At 42.2% G+C, this 17,233-nt stretch carries 20 protein-coding genes; 11 read left to right on the top strand and 9 right to left on the bottom strand.

What is annotated here, in order from left to right:
• Nucleotides 1-5: 5 nt before the first annotated feature.
• Complete coding sequence (locus H6G03_RS03945; RefSeq protein WP_190462274.1) at nt 6-275, top strand: hypothetical protein; 270 nt, start codon at nt 6-8, stop codon at nt 273-275.
• Nucleotides 276-279: 4 nt separating this feature from the next.
• Here H6G03_RS03945 and H6G03_RS03940 read toward each other — a convergent pair whose 3' ends face one another.
• The gene (locus H6G03_RS03940; protein WP_190462272.1) at nt 280-1,290 is read right to left on the bottom strand and encodes an ARPP-1 family domain-containing protein; all 1,011 of its coding nucleotides are present in this window, start codon (nt 1,288-1,290) and stop codon (nt 280-282) included.
• A gap of 184 nt (nt 1,291-1,474) precedes the next feature.
• Complete coding sequence (locus tag H6G03_RS03935) at nt 1,475-2,815, bottom strand: VWA domain-containing protein (protein WP_190462269.1); 1,341 nt, start codon at nt 2,813-2,815, stop codon at nt 1,475-1,477.
• Between the two features lie 1,212 nt (nt 2,816-4,027).
• Between H6G03_RS03935 and H6G03_RS03930 the strand changes: the two genes are divergently transcribed.
• The 4 genes from H6G03_RS03930 (at nt 4,028) to H6G03_RS03915 (ending at nt 5,244) form a co-directional block, all read left to right on the top strand.
• A complete protein-coding gene (locus H6G03_RS03930) occupies nt 4,028-4,273 on the top strand; it encodes a type II toxin-antitoxin system Phd/YefM family antitoxin (RefSeq protein ID WP_190462338.1) in 246 nt (81 codons plus the stop codon).
• Complete coding sequence (locus H6G03_RS03925; RefSeq protein ID WP_190462267.1) at nt 4,270-4,668, top strand: PIN domain-containing protein; 399 nt, start codon at nt 4,270-4,272, stop codon at nt 4,666-4,668. Before H6G03_RS03930 ends, H6G03_RS03925 begins: the two co-directional genes overlap by 4 nt.
• Nucleotides 4,669-4,765: 97 nt before the next feature.
• Nucleotides 4,766-4,990 (top strand): hypothetical protein, encoded by a 225-nt coding sequence (locus H6G03_RS03920; protein WP_190462266.1) that lies wholly within the window; start codon nt 4,766-4,768, stop codon nt 4,988-4,990.
• 5 nt (nt 4,991-4,995) lie between these two features.
• Nucleotides 4,996-5,244 carry a type II toxin-antitoxin system RelE family toxin gene (locus H6G03_RS03915; protein WP_190462264.1) on the top strand — a complete coding sequence of 83 codons (249 nt, stop codon included), beginning with the start codon at nt 4,996-4,998 and terminating at the stop codon, nt 5,242-5,244.
• Between the two features lie 164 nt (nt 5,245-5,408).
• On the opposite strand, the gene H6G03_RS03910 is transcribed toward H6G03_RS03915, so the two are convergent.
• Nucleotides 5,409-5,729, bottom strand: coding sequence for a type II toxin-antitoxin system RelE/ParE family toxin (locus H6G03_RS03910; RefSeq protein ID WP_190462262.1), 321 nt, complete (start codon nt 5,727-5,729; stop codon nt 5,409-5,411).
• Nucleotides 5,726-5,992, bottom strand: a complete 267-nt coding sequence (locus H6G03_RS03905) for a prevent-host-death family protein (RefSeq protein WP_190462260.1) — start codon at nt 5,990-5,992, stop codon at nt 5,726-5,728. Before H6G03_RS03905 ends, H6G03_RS03910 begins: the two co-directional genes overlap by 4 nt.
• Nucleotides 5,993-6,018: 26 nt before the next feature.
• On the opposite strand from H6G03_RS03905, the gene H6G03_RS03900 reads away from it, so the two are divergent.
• Together H6G03_RS03900 and H6G03_RS03895 are read left to right on the top strand one after the other, a co-directional pair.
• Nucleotides 6,019-6,159 carry a hypothetical protein gene (locus H6G03_RS03900; RefSeq protein ID WP_190462258.1) on the top strand — a complete coding sequence of 47 codons (141 nt, stop codon included), beginning with the start codon at nt 6,019-6,021 and terminating at the stop codon, nt 6,157-6,159.
• Complete coding sequence (locus H6G03_RS03895; protein WP_190462256.1) at nt 6,132-6,332, top strand: hypothetical protein; 201 nt, start codon at nt 6,132-6,134, stop codon at nt 6,330-6,332. Before H6G03_RS03900 ends, H6G03_RS03895 begins: the two co-directional genes overlap by 28 nt.
• Nucleotides 6,333-6,359: 27 nt before the next feature.
• Here the strand turns inward: H6G03_RS03895 and H6G03_RS03890 are convergent, their stop codons facing one another.
• Nucleotides 6,360-6,875 carry a hypothetical protein gene (locus H6G03_RS03890; RefSeq protein WP_190462254.1) on the bottom strand — a complete coding sequence of 172 codons (516 nt, stop codon included), beginning with the start codon at nt 6,873-6,875 and terminating at the stop codon, nt 6,360-6,362.
• A gap of 257 nt (nt 6,876-7,132) precedes the next feature.
• Here H6G03_RS03890 and H6G03_RS03885 point away from each other — a divergent pair, with 257 nt between their 5' ends.
• Nucleotides 7,133-8,524 (top strand): NB-ARC domain-containing protein, encoded by a 1,392-nt coding sequence (locus H6G03_RS03885; RefSeq protein WP_190462252.1) that lies wholly within the window; start codon nt 7,133-7,135, stop codon nt 8,522-8,524.
• Between the two features lie 2 nt (nt 8,525-8,526).
• Here H6G03_RS03885 and H6G03_RS03880 read toward each other — a convergent pair whose 3' ends face one another.
• The 3 genes from H6G03_RS03880 to H6G03_RS03870 form a co-directional block, all read right to left on the bottom strand.
• Entirely contained in the window at nt 8,527-8,775 is a 249-nt protein-coding gene (locus tag H6G03_RS03880; RefSeq protein WP_190462250.1) for a DUF6887 family protein, read from the bottom strand.
• The gene (locus H6G03_RS03875; RefSeq protein ID WP_190462335.1) at nt 8,762-8,950 is read right to left on the bottom strand and encodes a DUF6888 family protein; all 189 of its coding nucleotides are present in this window, start codon (nt 8,948-8,950) and stop codon (nt 8,762-8,764) included. The genes H6G03_RS03880 and H6G03_RS03875 overlap by 14 nt, the downstream gene beginning before the upstream one ends.
• 62 nt (nt 8,951-9,012) lie before the next feature.
• Complete coding sequence (locus H6G03_RS03870; RefSeq protein WP_190462248.1) at nt 9,013-10,476, bottom strand: CoA-acylating methylmalonate-semialdehyde dehydrogenase; 1,464 nt, start codon at nt 10,474-10,476, stop codon at nt 9,013-9,015.
• 94 nt (nt 10,477-10,570) lie between these two features.
• Between H6G03_RS03870 and H6G03_RS03865 the strand changes: the two genes are divergently transcribed.
• A complete protein-coding gene (locus H6G03_RS03865; RefSeq protein WP_190462246.1) occupies nt 10,571-10,912 on the top strand; it encodes an antibiotic biosynthesis monooxygenase in 342 nt (113 codons plus the stop codon).
• A gap of 185 nt (nt 10,913-11,097) precedes the next feature.
• Here the strand turns inward: H6G03_RS03865 and H6G03_RS03855 are convergent, their stop codons facing one another.
• Nucleotides 11,098-11,421, bottom strand: coding sequence for a hypothetical protein (locus H6G03_RS03855; RefSeq protein ID WP_190462244.1), 324 nt, complete (start codon nt 11,419-11,421; stop codon nt 11,098-11,100).
• Between the two features lie 121 nt (nt 11,422-11,542).
• On the opposite strand from H6G03_RS03855, the gene H6G03_RS03850 reads away from it, so the two are divergent.
• Both H6G03_RS03850 and H6G03_RS03845 read left to right on the top strand, forming a co-directional pair.
• Nucleotides 11,543-12,418 (top strand): right-handed parallel beta-helix repeat-containing protein, encoded by an 876-nt coding sequence (locus H6G03_RS03850; RefSeq protein WP_190462243.1) that lies wholly within the window; start codon nt 11,543-11,545, stop codon nt 12,416-12,418.
• A 692-nt stretch (nt 12,419-13,110) separates the two neighbouring features.
• Nucleotides 13,111-17,028 (top strand): hypothetical protein, encoded by a 3,918-nt coding sequence (locus H6G03_RS03845; RefSeq protein ID WP_190462241.1) that lies wholly within the window; start codon nt 13,111-13,113, stop codon nt 17,026-17,028.
• The last annotated feature ends 205 nt before the right edge of the window (nt 17,029-17,233 follow it).

Here is a 17,233-nt window from a genome sequence, read left to right as displayed (position 1 = left end):
ACAAGGTGAGTACCTCTATAGGTAAAATTGAAGTCTTTGCACAGTTCCTAGCAGCAAGGCAGGACAGGCGGCAAGCTCTGCAATCCTTTTTGACCTCGGCAAGTAAATCAGTTGAAAAGTTGAAAAATAGAGCGATCGCATCTAAAGCTGAAGAAGAATTAGTAGGACGGGCGGTTAGCATAAAGGCGTGCAATGTTGTTTTCAACGCAACTTCCCAAATTTGGAATCAGGGGGGTAGCAACACCTTATCTAACTCAGTTCCTACTGTAATATAGTGTACTACGCTGCTGCCAAGGGTGTCAAGTTTTTCGACAAAATATATTCTGGTTTGGCAAACAGGGAAGCGTACACCAGTTGTCCGCTATCTTCGACAAATTGACCTGCAAAATTATTGCCGATCGCAGTTTGCAAACGCAATTCGCAGAACCGTTCTTCTTCCTGAACGTTGAATTTTTCTGCGGGTGTTGCGGCTAATTGGGATAGCACTTGCTCTTGCAATTTTTGACGGCTTTGCTGTAACTGAAAGCGCAGTTCCCGCAGATTGCTAGCAGCAAAAGGTGCGGGTTGTTGTTCTGCCACAATGCCAGCTTTTTGCTCGAAATACATCGCCGCTGTACCGTAGCAGAAACAAACCAAAGGCATCCACATTTCTTGGAAATAAGCCGCAGTTGGTGCTATTTCTATCCCAGCTAACTTATCGCCCAGGAAAAACAGCGCCCCTGTTTGATTTTCTAACAATTCAAATCGACTTTGATATTGAGTCAAAAATGCTCGCTGGCGGGTGATGATTTGCTCCAAATGGCCTCTGTTGGGCAGGTTAAATTGTTGATTCAGGTGACTGATGGCATTCCAAAGTTTGCTGTAACTCTTCTGACCTCGCAGTTGCAGCGCTTGCAAACGCAGTTGCACGGGTAAGATGAAAAACCATTGTTCGCGACCTTCCAAATAGCCGCCTTGAGATTGTTGAACGCAACAAGCATCTTCAAACATCAGCTTTTGGCCGCCTGCAATAAAAGCCGATCGACACAAGGCGTGATTTTGCGCTCCGTCTTGAATATAACCGATATGCAGAGGTACAATAGCTATACCGCTATCGGCGGGATTTGTCAATTCTACACTACCGTATCCGGTGACTCGATTGAGTTTTAAACCGGTCAGAGGGCCTGTATATTTACCTTTATTATCCGCGCCGAAGATTGGCACGACGGTCATCAATCCGGATTGCTGGGGTATCCCCAATTGATATGGGGAAAAGTCAAATGTGCTGAGAATTAATTCTTGGCAAAGCATGGTAATGGGGAGTAGGTCAGTGGTCAGTTGTCAGTAGTGAAGAAATAGGGACAAGTGATATTATTTCTGCTAGCTTCGGCAAGTCAGTAGTTGGTAGTGGGTAGGTTGGGTTGAGGTAACGAAACCCAACTCTATCGTCAGGATTTGTTGGGTTTCGCTACAATTGACGACTGACAACTGACTACTAACTAATGACTAAATCCAATTTTTTGAGCAGAAACTCTCGCAATCCAATTTCGCTCTGATTTTGATTTGTCATTGATAAGATGGATATCAATAAGTCTTCAAAATCGTCTTGATGCCAGAATTCCAATTCTGGTAAATTAGTGGCAGGTCGCCGTAAAGTTAGATCGTCGCTGCCGGTAAATTTGCTGTGGCAGAAAACCACAGGTGTGTGAATACCAAGTTGAGGTAATGTGGCGATTAGTCTGGCTAAATCGCCTGGGTAAATATTTTCGTAACCGTCAGAAACGATCGCCACTAAATCCGGTTGCGTTTCTAAGGCATCCAGTAAGGCAAGCGCGAGATCGGTGTTGCCTTCTGGTATGGGGATATGTCCGGAATTTCCCACGGCAAAAATTTGCAAATTTGGGCAGCATTTCTCTAGCACAAGCTGGAATGCGACTGATTGGGAAATGCAGCAATATTCGCGATCGCCATACCCTTTTGTGGAAGCAGAAGCATCGAGTACGAGGGCCAATTTGCCATGAAATCGCGGTAGCTTTTTGGCGCTGTCTTCCACGTAACGCTCTAAAGCTTGTTGCAATTCGCTAGATATGCCACCTCGGTACAGGTGAATCAAGGTTGCGGAAATGTCACCGCGATTGGTAGCTGTAATAGTTTTGGGTCGTTCTTCTTGTCGATCGAATTTTTCTAGGAATTGGGTATGGGCGAGTTTGTATTGACCGCTGCCAGTTTGTCGCGTACCTTGTTTGTACAATCCAGGAAAAATTGTTTTTACTTTTTCTGGATCGCGAGCAAATCTGAGCAAATGGCGGCGCAAATACTGTTGGTCTGCAAGAGCAGGATTGGCGAGCATTTTGGCACAAGCTCTGGCTACGTTTTTCCCCATTGCGTGTGACAAACAATCCTCTAATGTGGGTCGCCGGCAGTTGGCCATATCCTCAAAATCAGGATGATTCAATATGTAGTTGAGGATGGCTTTGGCTGTATGTTTGTGATTGGCTCGCACTCGCCGCAGAGCTAAAAATACTGTTAGTACTTTGTCTGGGTGCAGTACGCTCAATAGCAAGTTGGTGATGCGATCGAGTGTGTGACGCACTTCTGGAGTCATTCCGATGCGAGAGGTTCGCAATACCTGGAATAAGATGCGATCGCGTCCTTGCGGAAGTACTCCTTTGGCTACTCCCATGAGTGCGTAAAGCTCTGCATTGTGTTGGTATGCGCTGCTGTGCAAAGCTTCGTCGTTCCATTCCGGCTGTTTGCCTTTGTGGAGGACAAAGGGTTCGTTATGCGATCGCAGGTGTTGAAGTATTCCGCCGACTGTTTGATTGATTGCATCCATTGGGCCACCTCCTCGCCGTACCGCAAACTCAGTCAAGCGGTTTGCGGTTTCATTAATACTACAATATACTACACAGGGAAAAGTGGCAAGTGGGGAACTCACATCTTGCACATAACTCAATAGGCTGAAGAAATCGGCTTTCTCAACAGAAAATCTAGGTTTTCAGCGAAGGATAGTGACAAGAAACCCGGTTTCTGACCCTTGGTTTGGAAGTAATCGGGAAAATTTTTATATTTTTTTTAGGTTTTGATGGTTGACAAATGTAAATCTAAAATGAATATCACTACATATAAATGAAAATTAATGCGATCGACATCGGCAAATATCTATAATTTTGATATTTTAGTGGGATTTAAGGCTAAAATATAGCCATTAAGTTAAGCACCGTTATCAGACGCAAACTACTAAGCTTTAGCTTTATTTGGCACCGGATCGTTAATTTTTTTAGTGATTGAGAACATAGATGCGATCGTGTACTTCCATCAGGGAACTAATTTTTTATTAAAGATTAACTAAATCATAACCTAAACCTTGTAATATCCAGATATCGCATGATTTTCTTGCAAGTTTTGCATAAAGTATAGTTCTTACACCTTAAGATATATGACAAGCCATCTAAAATTAACGGAAGCTACTTTATAGATAGAGTTAGAGAGCAAATGGAGAAAACAGAAATGAAAACCGAAGTCAAAAAGTCTGTTCAGACACGAGTTGGTGACAATCATGACACTTTTAACTTTGAAATATGGGTTAGAGAAGTAAAACCGCAGTTACTCGCGGCACTTAAAAAAAGATCGGAAAAATAATAAATATTCTGTGAGTAATTACTTACGCTAAGTCAATATACCTAGAAAGGAATTCCCACAATTACAGAGCAGTAGGGTGCGTTACGCCGGAAGGTGACGCACCCGATCGTGTTTAACAATTGTGCAAGTGCGGATTGTCGAGCAACTTATTTTCTGATTTGACGGCATGATAGTTTCCGTTTTGAAGAGTTGTACGATCGTCGCATTGTCATGGTGGAAATAGATAAGATTGTGAGTGAAAAAAGAAGTTGTCTTTCCTTGCGTTAATCTAAGCTACAAGGAAGGGATATCGCTTGAGAGCGATCGATGCTTGCAAGGGTGCGCGATACGGATGCGTAGCATTATCGCTATTGCACAACCATCAGAATCAAACTAAACTTAGTTTATGGGCTCAGTTTATCAACCAATGGAAACTGTAAATATCCATCAAGCTCAAACGAATCTGTCACGACTATTGTCCCGTGTGGAACTTGGAGAAGAAATCATTATTTCAAACCGAGGCATCCCGATCGCCAAGTTGATTCCGTTTCGTACTTCATCCAATCGACGAGCTAGTTTAGGGCAAGATCGAGGGAGGTTTATTGTGCCAGAGGACTTCAACGATCCGTTGCCAAAAGAGATTTTGGCAGCATTCGAGGGAAATGAAGAGTGAAACTTTTGCTGGATACGCAGTGTTGGTTGTGGTGGTTTGCTCAACCAGAGAGATTGAATGAAGACGCGATCGCACACATTGCCGATGAAACCAACGAATTGTGGTTTTCTGTTGCTAGTATCTGGGAAATTGGAATAAAAGTTTCGATCGGAAAGTTGCCATTACCAGAACCAATAGATAGTTATATTTCGACGCGCATGGTGCAGTTAGGTGCGCGATATCTGGAAATTACAGCACCTCATGCCTTGCAAGCGGCTGCGTTACCATTGCATCATCGAGATCCTTTCGATAGAATGTTGATTGCCCAAGCTCAAATTGAGGGTATGATGCTTGTGAGTGCCGATCCAATTTTCAAAGAATACAGCGATTTATCGCTTCTTTGGGCAGCCAATTAGTAGGATTTCACTCCTCAGTTTTATATAATTCGATCGCGAGTGCGTGCCGTGGGCGATCGCATAGACGATCGAGCAAAGCAACTTTCTGGAGTATGACATGGAAAATGTATTAAATATTGAATATCTTACGAACAAAGACGGAGATGTAAGCGCTGTAGTGATTCCTATTGAGTTATGGCGACAAATAGTACCTAATGAAGAGGTTTCTGTAGAGCAACTTGCGGACGCGGTAGAAGACTATTGTATGAACAAAGCAATGGATGAAGCTATTAATACTCCCTTACTAGATCGTGCAGAAGCCTTAGCGTATCTTGAGGAATAATCATCTTGGAAGTTAAATACCGTCAAAATTTTCTAAAAGACTTAAAGAAACTGAAGAGTTCGACATCATACCAACGTATCTACGAGCTTGCTTTTGCAACTTTAGAAACAATCAAAACATTGGAGGAAGTTCTCGATATTAAAGCCATGCAAGGTTACGCGGGTCGCTATCGTATCCGCATCGGCGATTATCGTATTGGAATAGAAGTTAATGAAGATGTTATAGAAGTGATGCGTGTTTTACATCGCCGGTAATTTTATCGTTATTTTTCCTAAGTAATTGGAGTTGATCATTCTCCGTTCAAGCGTCGCATTTTCATGGTCAAAATGGATAAGATTGTGGGTGAAAAAAGAGGTTGGGTTTCCTTGCGTTAACCCAAGCAAAAAAGAAGGGCGATCGCTATTTATTGACTATGGGATTACTCTGGCGGATCGGTATCTAGAGGGGCTTGATGGCGGTGACGAATGTGTAATATCGCGATCGTATCGCCCTCGACCGCAAAAATAATCCGATAGGTTCTTCGTTTACCAACCCATAGTTGTCGAATTTCCCGACCAATGATGGCAGCTTCGGGTGCAATTGAGCAACGGTAAGGAAACTGTTGCAGGGATGCGATTGCATCTTGCAGATCGTAATACCACTGGTTTGCCGCATCAGCACTCAGATAATCGCACATCCAACGGTAGGCGGTTTCAATTTCTGCAAAGGCGGGTGGTTGGATGAGGACTTGATAAGTCATAGACGGGGAGGAATGTTGAACTGTTGCTGTAGCGCTGACATAGCTCGATCGGCTGGGATACCTTCACCTCGATCGAAGCTTTCAAGTCCTTTGCGGATACCGATGATCGCTTCGAGGTAGTCGATTCGCTCTAGCAGTTGTTCGTAGATATTGAGTTGGGGGTGGGTCGAGGATTTGAGACTTCGCACCAAGCCCAGAAGGTCGATGAGCAGTTCGTCAGGGGTGCTATCGATTTCTTGGAGGAGTAGTTCTTTGATGGTCATCGCAACATCTTAGGCGAATTGATACTTTGAGTATAACGAGTCTCGATCGGATTGCTCGATCGGGTTGCGTTGGCATGAGGAGATCGCTCTTTTTTTTGAGTCAAGCGATCGCTCTTTCTTTCGGTGAGGCGATCGCTCTGTGTCCGATCGTCGCTTTGTCATGCTGAAAATGAATAATATTGTGAGTGGAAAAAGAGCTTGGGTTTCATTAAGTAAATCTAAAATAAAAGTCAGGGCGATCGCACTTTCTTTCCTTGAGGCGATCGCTCTCCACCAACATCGCATTCTCATACTGGAAATGGATAAGATTATGAGTAAAAGAAGAAGTTGGGTTTCATAAAATCAACCCAACCTGCAAGCGATCGCATCAGTGCGAAATAGAAACACTACCAGAAGTAACAGTACCAGGAAAAATATCAGTTGGTTGATTACAAAGCTTTAGTGCCTCTTCTCTTGAAAGAGGTACAACACGGATCTTGTCAGGATTTTGATCTCTTATCCCAACGAATACCCATTTACCTGTTGCGGTCATTGCGGAAGAACCACCAATGATTGGACCCGCAAGAGTACCAACAGGAATGGTGTTATTCAAAAGAAAACTTCCTACACACTCAGCTCTAATAACCATTTCGAGGCCATCTTGTTCTCCTTTATATGAAAATGTGCCAGAGCCATTTCCAGATGAGCCGCCGGAGGCATTAATATTATATTGGAATGTTTTGCCTCCCGATCTGGCGCGACCAGATCCTTGGATAGTGGTGGATTCATGGAATGTTCGACTAAATATTGCTTGACTGGAGACTAATTCTGACTGTGCAACTATTGTCGCCGTTGCCAACACACAGAATGCAAAAAAAACTTTAACTTTGCTTTTCATCATCATCTCCTAGCTGAATTGCTTTGTGAATAAAAAGTATAAAACGGCAAGCGATAGACTCCTAAATTTACGCTTTATACTTATTCGAGTATGCTTAATAAATCAAAGCTTTGTCTAGCCCAAAAATGTTCAATTTTGCCACCAATTTACCCTGGTATTTTACTCTCTTTAATAGAATTTTGTATAAAAATGTGCAAAAATGTATAAAAATGTTCGCAGATGTGAGCTATAATAGAGCGAATAGTTATATATACTGAGAGCCGATGAATCTTAAAGAAATGTTAAACCTCGCAGATAAAATAGTCTTCGAGAAAACTGGTCAACATCTTGACGATTTACAAGAAGCGGTACTGCGAGGAACTATAGAACGCGAAACATATAAGCAAATAGCTACGGATTTTGATTGTTCGGAAAGTAGTGTGAGGAAAGTGGGTGCGGAATTATGGGAAATACTTTCAGAACAGTTGGGGGAAGATGTCAGTAAATCGAATGTTTGTTCAGTAATCCACAGATTCAAAGGTTCTAATGTTTCAAATTTTGCACAAGAGGGTGTAACGATCGCTAATTTTAACATCTGTGGAGAAGCTAGACATCCGCCGGATATACCAAATTCACATCGACCTAATGAAGAAACTGTTAACTCAAAACAAACTGAAACATCGCATCAAGATTTAAGCGAAATGCCAGAGTTGGGTGCTTTTTACGATCGCACTCCCGAACTCGACACTCTCAAAACGTGGATTTTACAGCAACGCAGTCGCTTAATCGCACTTACGGGTATCAGCGGAATTGGCAAAACCGCATTAGCAGCGCAACTCGTACAACAAATTAAACATGAATTTGAATATGTAATTTGGTGCAGTCTAGACGAATCCTACACCCTAGACGAATTGCAACATAAACTAATCCAGTTTTTCCTAGAGACAGCAAATCTTGAATCACCTGCAACTAATCAAAAACCTTTACCTCTGATTAAATATTTACAAAAATATCGCTGCTTAGTCGTATTAGATGACATTCACAACTTCTTCATTAGCGGCGAATTGGCAGGAAAATATAAACCTGGATACGAAGAATATCGCTTGTTTTTCAAACAGATAGAAACATTATACCATCAAAGTTGCTTTCTGCTAATCGGTTGGGAAGAACCGAGAGAAGTTCCTCAGAAAGAAAGCCAAAATACTCCCATTCGTAGCTTACAAATCACTGGTTTGGACACCGCTGCTGGATGGGAAATTCTCAGAGATAAAGGGTTAGCAGAAATCGACAATTACTCAGCACTCATTCACCGCTACCAAGGCAATCCGTTGTGGTTAAAAAGCGTGGCGACTCTGATTAAAGAGTTGGGAGGATGCGTGACAGAGTTATTACTAGATGATACTATATTGTTACCGGAAGATTTGAAAGATGTTTTAGAGGAGCAGTTCGATCGCCTATCCGAAATAGAAAAACAAGTTATGTCTTTGTTAGCGAAAGAAAACGGATCGGTCAATCTGGGAAAATTGCTAGAGAATGGCAGAATTCCACCATCAGATTTACTCAACGCGCTGCAATCTCTATCGCGGCGCTGCTTAATAGAACAACAAGCAAGTTTTTATACTCTGTTACCTGTACTGAGGGAATATATCAAAGGGTTTTTGGAACGCACAAAATAAACTTAGTCGGTTGGAAACCTTAAGGTGTTAGACTGTTGAGCGCTACTATTCCCAGATGCTTCTAGCTTTTGGCGGATTGCTGCTTGAACTTTATCATCAAAATCAGGATCGCTCAGACTAGCAATAATTCTGCGCGGACGCCGATTGAGTCTATCTAAGTATGCCTCAAAAGCAGTGCGATCGCCGCGATGCTTGAGAAAATACTGCTTTAGTTCAGCATCAGACATTGCATCATAGTTAATTCGGCTCATCAGACAACTCTCCGTCAGGTAAAATTTGGAACTCTAACTCTTCATTGTAACCAGCTAAAATATAAACATTGCCAGTTCGGTTATCAACGCAGATAAGATGTATAGGCTGAAGCATAAAATATGTCAGATGATAACCAACGCGATATAAACTCTCTAGTTGAGCAGCTGTAGGCATCCAAGGTACTAACTCCACACGCTTGGTATTATAGCACTTGACCAATGACTGATGACTAATGGCTAAAATTGCCGCGACCAATCTTTTGGCCATCGCTCTACAACTACTTTAGTTTGTGTGAAGAATTCCACCGCATGACGCCCTTGTCCGTGCAAATCTCCAAAGAAACTTGCCTTCCAACCGCTGAAGGGAAAGAATGCCATTGGCGCGGCTACTCCTATATTAATTCCGATATTACCGGCATCGGCTTCGTAACGGAATTTTCGCGCCGCTGCACCGCTGGTGGTAAACAAACAAGCCATATTTCCCCACTCGCTGCTATTTACTAAAGCAATAGCATCATCAATTGTATTTAAATGAATCAATCCCAACACTGGGCCGAAAATTTCTGTGCGGGCAATTTCGCTTTTGGGATTGACATTTTGCAAGATAGTTGGTTTAATAAAATTACCTTGTTCGTAACCGGAAATATTGGGATGACGACCATCTACTAATACCGTTGCGCCTTCATCTATTCCTTTTTGAATTAATCCTTCAATTCGCGTTTGACTCTCGCGGGTTATTACTGGCCCCATATGCACTTTTTCATCCAAACCGTAGCCGACAATTCGCGTTTGGGCAACTTCAGAAATAGCTTCTGTAAATGTTTCCCGTGCTTCTCCCACCGTGACTGCCAAAGAAGCGGCGAGGCAGCGTTGTCCGGCACAACCAAAAGCACTATCGGCAGTAATTTTTATAGTAGTTTCTAAATCTGCATCTGGCAATACAATAATCGGATTTTTCGCGCCTCCCTGACATTGAGCGCGTTTGCCGTTGGCGGCGGCGCGACTGTAAACGTACTTCGCTATTGGTGTGGAACCGACAAAGCTAATGGCGCGAATTATGGGATGATCTAAAATGGCATCGACGACTTCTTTGGCACCGTTGACTAAATTAATTACTCCTTTTGGCAGTCCGGTTTGTTCTAATAAATAAAAGATTTTTTGCATGGTCAGCGGCACTTTTTCGGAAGGTTTGATAATGGTGGTATTGCCGCAAGCTAAAGCATAAGGCATAAACCAAAAAGGAATCATACCGGGAAAGTTGAAAGGTGCAATAATAGCAGTTACTCCAACTGGTTGACGGATGGTAAATTCATCAATGCCACGCGCTACATCTTCCAGGTAGTCTCCTTGCATTAAAATGGGAATTCCGCAGGCGACTTCTACATTTTCGATCGCACGTCGCATTTCACCTTTTGATTCAGCTAAAGTTTTGCCGCATTCGAGGGTAATTGTACGCGCAAGTTCATCAAAATGCTCTTCGAGGAGGTTTTTGAGTTTGAACAAGTATTGCACCCTTTCTGTTGGCGGAATTCGTCGCCAAGTGGTAAAGGCATCTGCTGCTGCTATTGCTGCGCGATCGACTTCCGTTCCAGGCGATAATGGTACAGTACCCAGCACCTCAGCAGTGGCGGGGTTAATCACATCCAGGTAGTTTGTGGCGCTGGATGTACACCATTCACCATTTATATAGTTTTTTAACACGCCTAATCCTTAATAACGGTTACTATTATTTGAGCGGTGAGCGCTGTACCCTATCTGGGTATGCGTTTGGAGTATATCATTTCAGGAGTGTAGAATGTCAGAGTTTCAGGATTTTTTGAAATATAAATGTGCCTACGTCGCTATTGGTGAGTTCAAACCCGGTAAGTTTTCAGAGGCGGAACAACTCTATGAAAAGGCTGTATCGACCTACGCGCAAGGTTTCAAGGGTTCTTATTTATTGCAAGAACCGGGAACTGACAAAGGAATAGCGATTATTCTTTGGGAGAGTCAGGAAGATATGCAAGCTAATGAAAACGAGGTAAACCAGGCTATTTTGCATGAGATGAACCATTTATTTGCTAAACCACCGGTTACTGGTTGCTATGAAATTGTGAGCGAAATTCATCCGCACGATCGCACTGGTGAATCTTCTTAGTTTGCTTGTCAGTTGGTGCGCCAGTGAGTTAAGGTCGATCGCTCTGTTTTAGAGCTAATTATCCTTCACTCACTTGCCACCATTTTTAGTGTCAAAATTCCTTTCTACTGGGAAGCGTTCTCCGTTATTGGCAATCAATTCAATTTCAAACAACAACTCCCCATCTTCCCCAAACCTGCCTGCTATCATATCCTTCCACAGTATCCTTCTTCATTAAGACGAAAAGCAGTCATCTTAATATCTGCGTCGCCATACCGTTCCTTAATTTTTTGGATGAGACCTTCTAATTTGCGGTCAAGTACATACTCGCCAGTGTTTGGTTCTATGGCAATCAACCAATTGTAATACTTTTCCATCAATTCCGGACGAATTCGTTCAAAGACTGCTCGACAGCGCAGTCCGAGTTCTGTTCTTTCTGCTCTGCGTCGAGCTATTTCTTCAGGCGGCACGGTGTATTCTGGGAATATTCTACCCCGTCGTGCTTGTCGCTTTTGTGGTAAGTCGCTCATATCAATTGAAAAGTGGTATATTGTATTATTTTATAATAACACTTCTTCGGTTACTGGACTGGGCAATACCGCATATACTCAAATTTGATTGCTAAAAGTAACTAGCTCAAGAGGATATTCAATGGGATTTTTTACACCCACAAGCAGGCGCTCTTTTATTTTCGGTTTTCTCGCTTTTGTGGCATCGGAATCGATTATTGCACAGATGGAGGAAACTGTAGTAAGTACGGTTGAAGAATTCGTGGCGGCGATCGGCCCCAATCGTACTATCAAACTCAAACCCGGAACTTATTCTCTCTCTGACCTCGACCCGGCTGCTAGTAGCAGATACGCCTATTTTGAAAGGGCTTTTGATGGCAACGAGTTGATTATTTCTGGAGTACAAAATTTGCAAATCATCGGTTTGGGTATTAAACCGCCTCTCCTACTCACCCGTCCCCGTTATGGCGATGTTTTGAAGTTTCGAGAATGTCAAAATATTACTATTAAAAATATCGAAGCCGGACATGGCCCGGAAAAAGGTTTTTGCAGAGGCGGTGTCTTCACTTTCATTGATTCTGAAAATATTCAAGTGAATAGTTGCATTCTTTTCGGTAGCGGTGTTTTGGGGATAAAAGCCGAAAATGTTAATGGTTTAATCTGTGGTAATACGGTGATTAAGGAATGTACGTATCACATCCTCAGTTTGTTTGCTTGTCAAAATGTTACTTTTAAAGAATGCCAGTTTAATAATAATAAAGAATATGAATTGGTTACGGTACTTAATTCTGGGAACGTACAATTTTTACAATGCGGATTTCGCAATAATCTGATCGCTGTTGACTACGACTTTTTCTTCAATGTCAAAGAAAGCGAACCTGTGAAGCTGCAAAGATGTACGATTGAAAGTAACAATGTGCCATACTTCGCCGCGTCACCTCGCTTGCTGGATTTGATTGAAACTGACTTGGATAGCAATACTTTCCGCAAGGGATCGGCCTATCCACCCAACAGCTAGTCTTAGTAGGGTGGTCATATCCAAAATAAAGGGAAGTTGCTCTTGACAGACTTATTTTTTTTATGATATGATAATTTTAATGAGGAAGAAGTATCTACCGATATTATTTTTGCACAGATTTCCATTATTATAATAATACACCAAAAAAGGGAAGTGAGTCAAGCGGCGCACCTTACTTTTTTGGCTCTCCCGTTTTTGTGGTGATAATAAAAGTGTATCTAATCGTCGGGTGGGTTAGGCACGGGCGATAATTTCAGCGCTTTTAACCAATAATTTCAGTTCCCGCGCCGTAACCCACCATCACACATCTGTAACATAGACAAACATTTTTCACCATAAACCCGAAAGGCCCACTTTTTTTTGCACCTCAACAAAAGACCATCGCCACATCCGCCAAGTGGGGGAGGGGTCTGTGCGTCCGCGACCGTGGTATCTCCGTACAAACATTTACCCCTTCATGCTAGTTATATGAAGTTACTGTGAAGGGATTAGGGGTGAAGGTGAGCCAGATAGCGAAAGGGTGGAATTGGCGGTGAAAAATCGATAAAGTTTCTTTTTAATCCGAAATTTTGCGTTAATTTCCCATATTTACGTAATTTAACCGATAGAGAAAGAGAGAGGATTGTGGGAAAGTATCTATCTATAGACAGATTTAAGTTACACAAAAGTAAAGTAATCCAGGGAGAAAAAAGATGCCAACCTCAACCACAGATGTACTAACCGAAAAAACTCTATTTGAAGAGTTTACGCACGAAACAGGCGATACAAGCAATGCAGACTTCCAGGCGGAGTTAACTGATTTCGTGACTATAGAAGACCCAACTGGTAAGACTGATAATGTGCAAGATGAAATAAATTCCCTGACCAGCGATGGAAAGACCGAAAGAACGACAAACACTGACTTTAAAAACTTTGTTATTGTCAAAGATGAGTTGAAGAAGTTGGCGGTGGATGAAGCTTTCAAGTTATATGATACTTATGCGAGCGACAAGAGCAGCAGCAATGATAAAAGCTTCTCTGCTTTTCTTACTGAGTTTCATAAGTTCCATACACCCACCAGCGGCGCTACGTCCAACGTCACTACCAACAGTGACATCATCCTCGAAGTAGCGAATCAAATATATTCGGGTTATCAGTATTCAGGTAATCTATACGATAAAAAACCTGGCGCCAAGATTTTTGACACTTGGAATGGGAGTTTTCAGACATTCTTATCAAAGTCAACAACTTATAAGTCATCCTTTTCAGGCAGTAAATCACTGAAGGATGATAAAATAACTAAGGACGAGCTAGCCAAAGCTGTCAAAGATGATTTATACAATGACTTCCAAGCGATTCCAAGTCTAGCAAGGCTAAACTTCCAGCAAGAGTTAACTGCTTTCACGAAATCTTTAGGAAGTAGTGGTAGTAGTAGTGATGTTGATGAAATAATTTTTCTAATCGATGGTGGGACAGACAAAACAACCAAAATCAATGACTTTAAAACCTTTATTGTCAAAGATGAGTTGAAGAAGTTGGCGGTGGATGAAGCTTTCAAGTTATATGATACTTATGCGAACAACAACAGCAGCAACGATAAAAGCTTCTCTGCTTTTCTTAATGAGTTCCATAAGTTCTATCCACTCACCAGCGGCACTACGTCTAACCTCACTACCAACAGTGACATCATCCTCGAAGTAGCGAATGAAATATATTTGGGTTATCAGTATACAGGTAATCTATACGATGTAAATAAACCTGACGCCACGACTTTTGACACTGAGTGGAATGAGAACTTTCAGACATTCTTATCAGATTCAAAGAAAACGAAGTCACCCATCCTAGACAGTTCACTGAAGAATTACAAAATAACTAAGGACGAGCTAGCCAAAACTGTCAAAGATGATTTATACAATGACTTCCAAGCGATTCCAAGTCTAGCAAGCCGAAACTTCGATCAAGACTTAACTGCTTTCACGAAATCTTTAGGAAGTAGTGGTAGTAGTGATGTTGATGAAATAATTTTCCTAATCGATGGTGGGACAGACAAAACAACCAAAATCAATGACTTTAAAGCCTTTGTTATTGTCAAAGATGAGTTGAAGAAGTTGGCGGTGGATGAAGCTTTCCAGTTATATTATACTTATGCGAAGAGCAGCAGCAACGATCAGTCAAGCTTGTCTGCTTTTCTTGATAAGTTCCATACATTCACCAACAACGCCACCCCCCCAAGTAACCCCAGTAACAGTGACATCATCCTCGAAGTAGCGAAGAAAATATATGAGGATTATAAGTATTCAGGTAAGCTATACGATGTAAAAAAACCTGACACCACGACTTTTGACACTTGGACTAATCAGTTTGAGAGTTTCCTATCAGATGCAGCCAAGACTTTCCAGACACCCGGTTCGGCGAGCGATGATCGATCACTGCCGTCGGATGATGATATAACAACAAAGGACGATCTGCTCAGTTTGTTGAAAGGGGAGAGTAGCCAGCAGCCGACGACAGATAGTCTGAATGAAGCACTAGACCTATATAACATATACGCTAACAACACGACAGACGCTACTAAAAAAGGCTTTGGGGATTTTATCACAAATTTCCATGACTTTATTAGCAAGTTCCAACTCCACTCAATAGCCACAGCCACAACACTAAACTCAACTCAATTGGGTTATTATAACGATCTTGAGACACGAGTAAATGTTGACCAGAGCAAGAGTGATGAGTCAGTTATAATCGCCGACGCTATGAGTGAAGCAGTTGACTTGAAGCAGTTGACTGAAGCAGTTGGCTTATTTGGTCTTACAGGGCCATATGATACGACAAACTACAACAACTGGGTGAAGCTGACTGATATAATCTATGAAGCAAACACGAAAGGCATAGATAAAAGCGGAAAGTTGGTTGCGGAATGGTGGACTGACGATCATTTAAACCTTTTGAAGGACGCAGAAGTACAGAAATTAAACAATGATAGCCTCGCACAAGTACTTGACCTATATGGAATATATGCTAAAAACACGACAACAGGCGACACTGGCTTTAGGGACTTTATATCAGATTTCCATAACTTCCTGAAGTTCCAACTCCCCTCAACGAATTCTAATGATTATAACGATCTTAAGGCACAATTAGATGTTGACCAGAGCAAGAGTGATAATTCAGTTATAATCGCCGATGCCCAGCTTGAAGTGACCCGCTTAGAGGCTCTTCTTAATTTAAAAGAGTCAGATTTACTAACAAAGTACAAAGAATGGATGAAGCCGACTGATATAATCAATGAAGCAAAGACGCAAGGCATTAACAATGGAAATTTCGTTGCGGAATGGTGGACTGACCATCATTTAAAGCTATGGAAGTATGCAGCAAAGACGACAGATGCTCTCAATAAACTGGATGGAGTACTTGACCTAAAACATACCCTATCGCAAGTATATACTACCAACACGACAGACGCTACTCAGACGAAAGACGCTACTCACAATGGGGATTTTACTTCAAATTTCCATGACTTCATGAAGTTCAAAATCGAAAGTATATATAACGCTCTTGAGAAAGGAGTAGATGTTGACCAGAGCAAGAGTGATAATCATGAAGTTATGATCGCAGATGCCCAGACTGAAGTAGTTGACTTATTTGGTCTTGGAAAAACATCGACTAAGTTGAAGGCTGAATACGCAGACTGGGTGAAGCCAGCTGATATAATCTATGAAGCAAAGACGAAAGGCATAGATGACGGAAATTTGGTTGTGGATTGGTGGACTCCCGCTCATTGGAAGTCATGGAGCCAAGCCTATCTGAATAAATACAAAGGGGAGCCGATCTTTTGGAAGCACGAGGGAATGCAATTGGAGGAAGGAATTAACTTGGATGGGGATAAGCTTGTTTTTGTTAATGGAGCTGTAGACGAAAAAACCAACGATACAATAGCCGACAAGGAGGGAAATGTAGTGTGGATTCCCACGGGTCATCCAGAGAAGACCCAGATATTTGATAAACAAAGAAATAATGAACGGAACGTTGTGATAGAAGAAGGGGCGAAATGGGAAGACATCGAAAATTACATAAATGATAGTAACCACACAGAGGAGGTGAGGGCAGTACAGACAAAGTTCGCGTACGAATTCTTAAAGAGTATTTGGCAGCGCACGCATGAATTAGGAATATGGGGGAATGAAGCAGTCGCGGAAGCAGTCGCAGTCGATGACGGATATCCCAGTGACTTTGACGTTGAAGCAAAGTGGAAAATCGAAGCAAGATCTGCGGGGGGGGATATATTGAGTGATTTAGGGGGGGTTGAGATAGGGGGTCAATTTTATTGGGGTTCGGAGGATATGGATCCTTATCAAAGAGCATATAAGGAGATGGAGTGGAACAATAATTGGAACTTGTTTGCTGGGACTGGAAACCCGTTAACTGTTGTGGCTGATCTGGTGTTGGGAGCGCACTGGCACGCCGACCCCATCCACGCAATGTTTGACGCTATAACATTTGGTATTACGGCGGCGGGAGGCGACACCTACGAGGAAATTCCTTGGTGGGATGAGGATTATTCTTTGACACAGGACAAACAGCTGCTCTCGCCGGCTCTCAACGCCGCCACCGCCATCATCCAACTAGCCTAACCCCCATCAAACCACACCCCAAGCCAAAAGCCAACCGCTTGGGGTTTTTCCCACCCCCACCCGATACCTTGTGTTACTTGCAATAAAAAATATTTCCATTATATAAAAGATACACTAAAAAAGGGAAGATAGTCAAGAAGCAATTCGCCAACCTAATTTTTGCGATGCGTCGGACGAATAAACAGATAAGTTTATTATTCAACAA

This window comes from Aerosakkonema funiforme FACHB-1375 (assembly GCF_014696265.1).
In the GTDB taxonomy this organism is placed as follows: Bacteria; Cyanobacteriota; Cyanobacteriia; order Cyanobacteriales; family Aerosakkonemataceae; genus Aerosakkonema; species Aerosakkonema funiforme_A.
Note: the sequence above shows the minus strand (reverse complement) of the source record. Positions and strands in the feature narration are given on the sequence as shown.

Bases quoted from the DNA above. Each gene is read 5' to 3' on its own strand.
- H6G03_RS03940 (WP_190462272.1), bottom strand. From the start codon at position 1,290: ATGCTTTGCCAAGAATTAATTCTCAGCACATTTGACTTTTCCCCATAT.
- H6G03_RS03935 (WP_190462269.1), bottom strand. From the start codon at position 2,815: ATGGATGCAATCAATCAAACAGTCGGCGGAATACTTCAACACCTGCGA.
- H6G03_RS03930 (WP_190462338.1), top strand. From the start codon at position 4,028: ATGGAAACTGTAAATATCCATCAAGCTCAAACGAATCTGTCACGACTA.
- H6G03_RS03920 (WP_190462266.1), top strand. From the start codon at position 4,766: ATGGAAAATGTATTAAATATTGAATATCTTACGAACAAAGACGGAGAT.
- H6G03_RS03910 (WP_190462262.1), bottom strand. From the start codon at position 5,729: ATGACTTATCAAGTCCTCATCCAACCACCCGCCTTTGCAGAAATTGAA.
- H6G03_RS03905 (WP_190462260.1), bottom strand. From the start codon at position 5,992: ATGACCATCAAAGAACTACTCCTCCAAGAAATCGATAGCACCCCTGAC.
- H6G03_RS03890 (WP_190462254.1), bottom strand. From the start codon at position 6,875: ATGATGATGAAAAGCAAAGTTAAAGTTTTTTTTGCATTCTGTGTGTTG.
- H6G03_RS03885 (WP_190462252.1), top strand. From the start codon at position 7,133: ATGAATCTTAAAGAAATGTTAAACCTCGCAGATAAAATAGTCTTCGAG.
- H6G03_RS03880 (WP_190462250.1), bottom strand. From the start codon at position 8,775: ATGAGCCGAATTAACTATGATGCAATGTCTGATGCTGAACTAAAGCAG.
- H6G03_RS03875 (WP_190462335.1), bottom strand. From the start codon at position 8,950: ATGCCTACAGCTGCTCAACTAGAGAGTTTATATCGCGTTGGTTATCAT.
- H6G03_RS03865 (WP_190462246.1), top strand. From the start codon at position 10,571: ATGTCAGAGTTTCAGGATTTTTTGAAATATAAATGTGCCTACGTCGCT.
- H6G03_RS03855 (WP_190462244.1), bottom strand. From the start codon at position 11,421: ATGAGCGACTTACCACAAAAGCGACAAGCACGACGGGGTAGAATATTC.
- H6G03_RS03850 (WP_190462243.1), top strand. From the start codon at position 11,543: ATGGGATTTTTTACACCCACAAGCAGGCGCTCTTTTATTTTCGGTTTT.
- H6G03_RS03845 (WP_190462241.1), top strand. From the start codon at position 13,111: ATGCCAACCTCAACCACAGATGTACTAACCGAAAAAACTCTATTTGAA.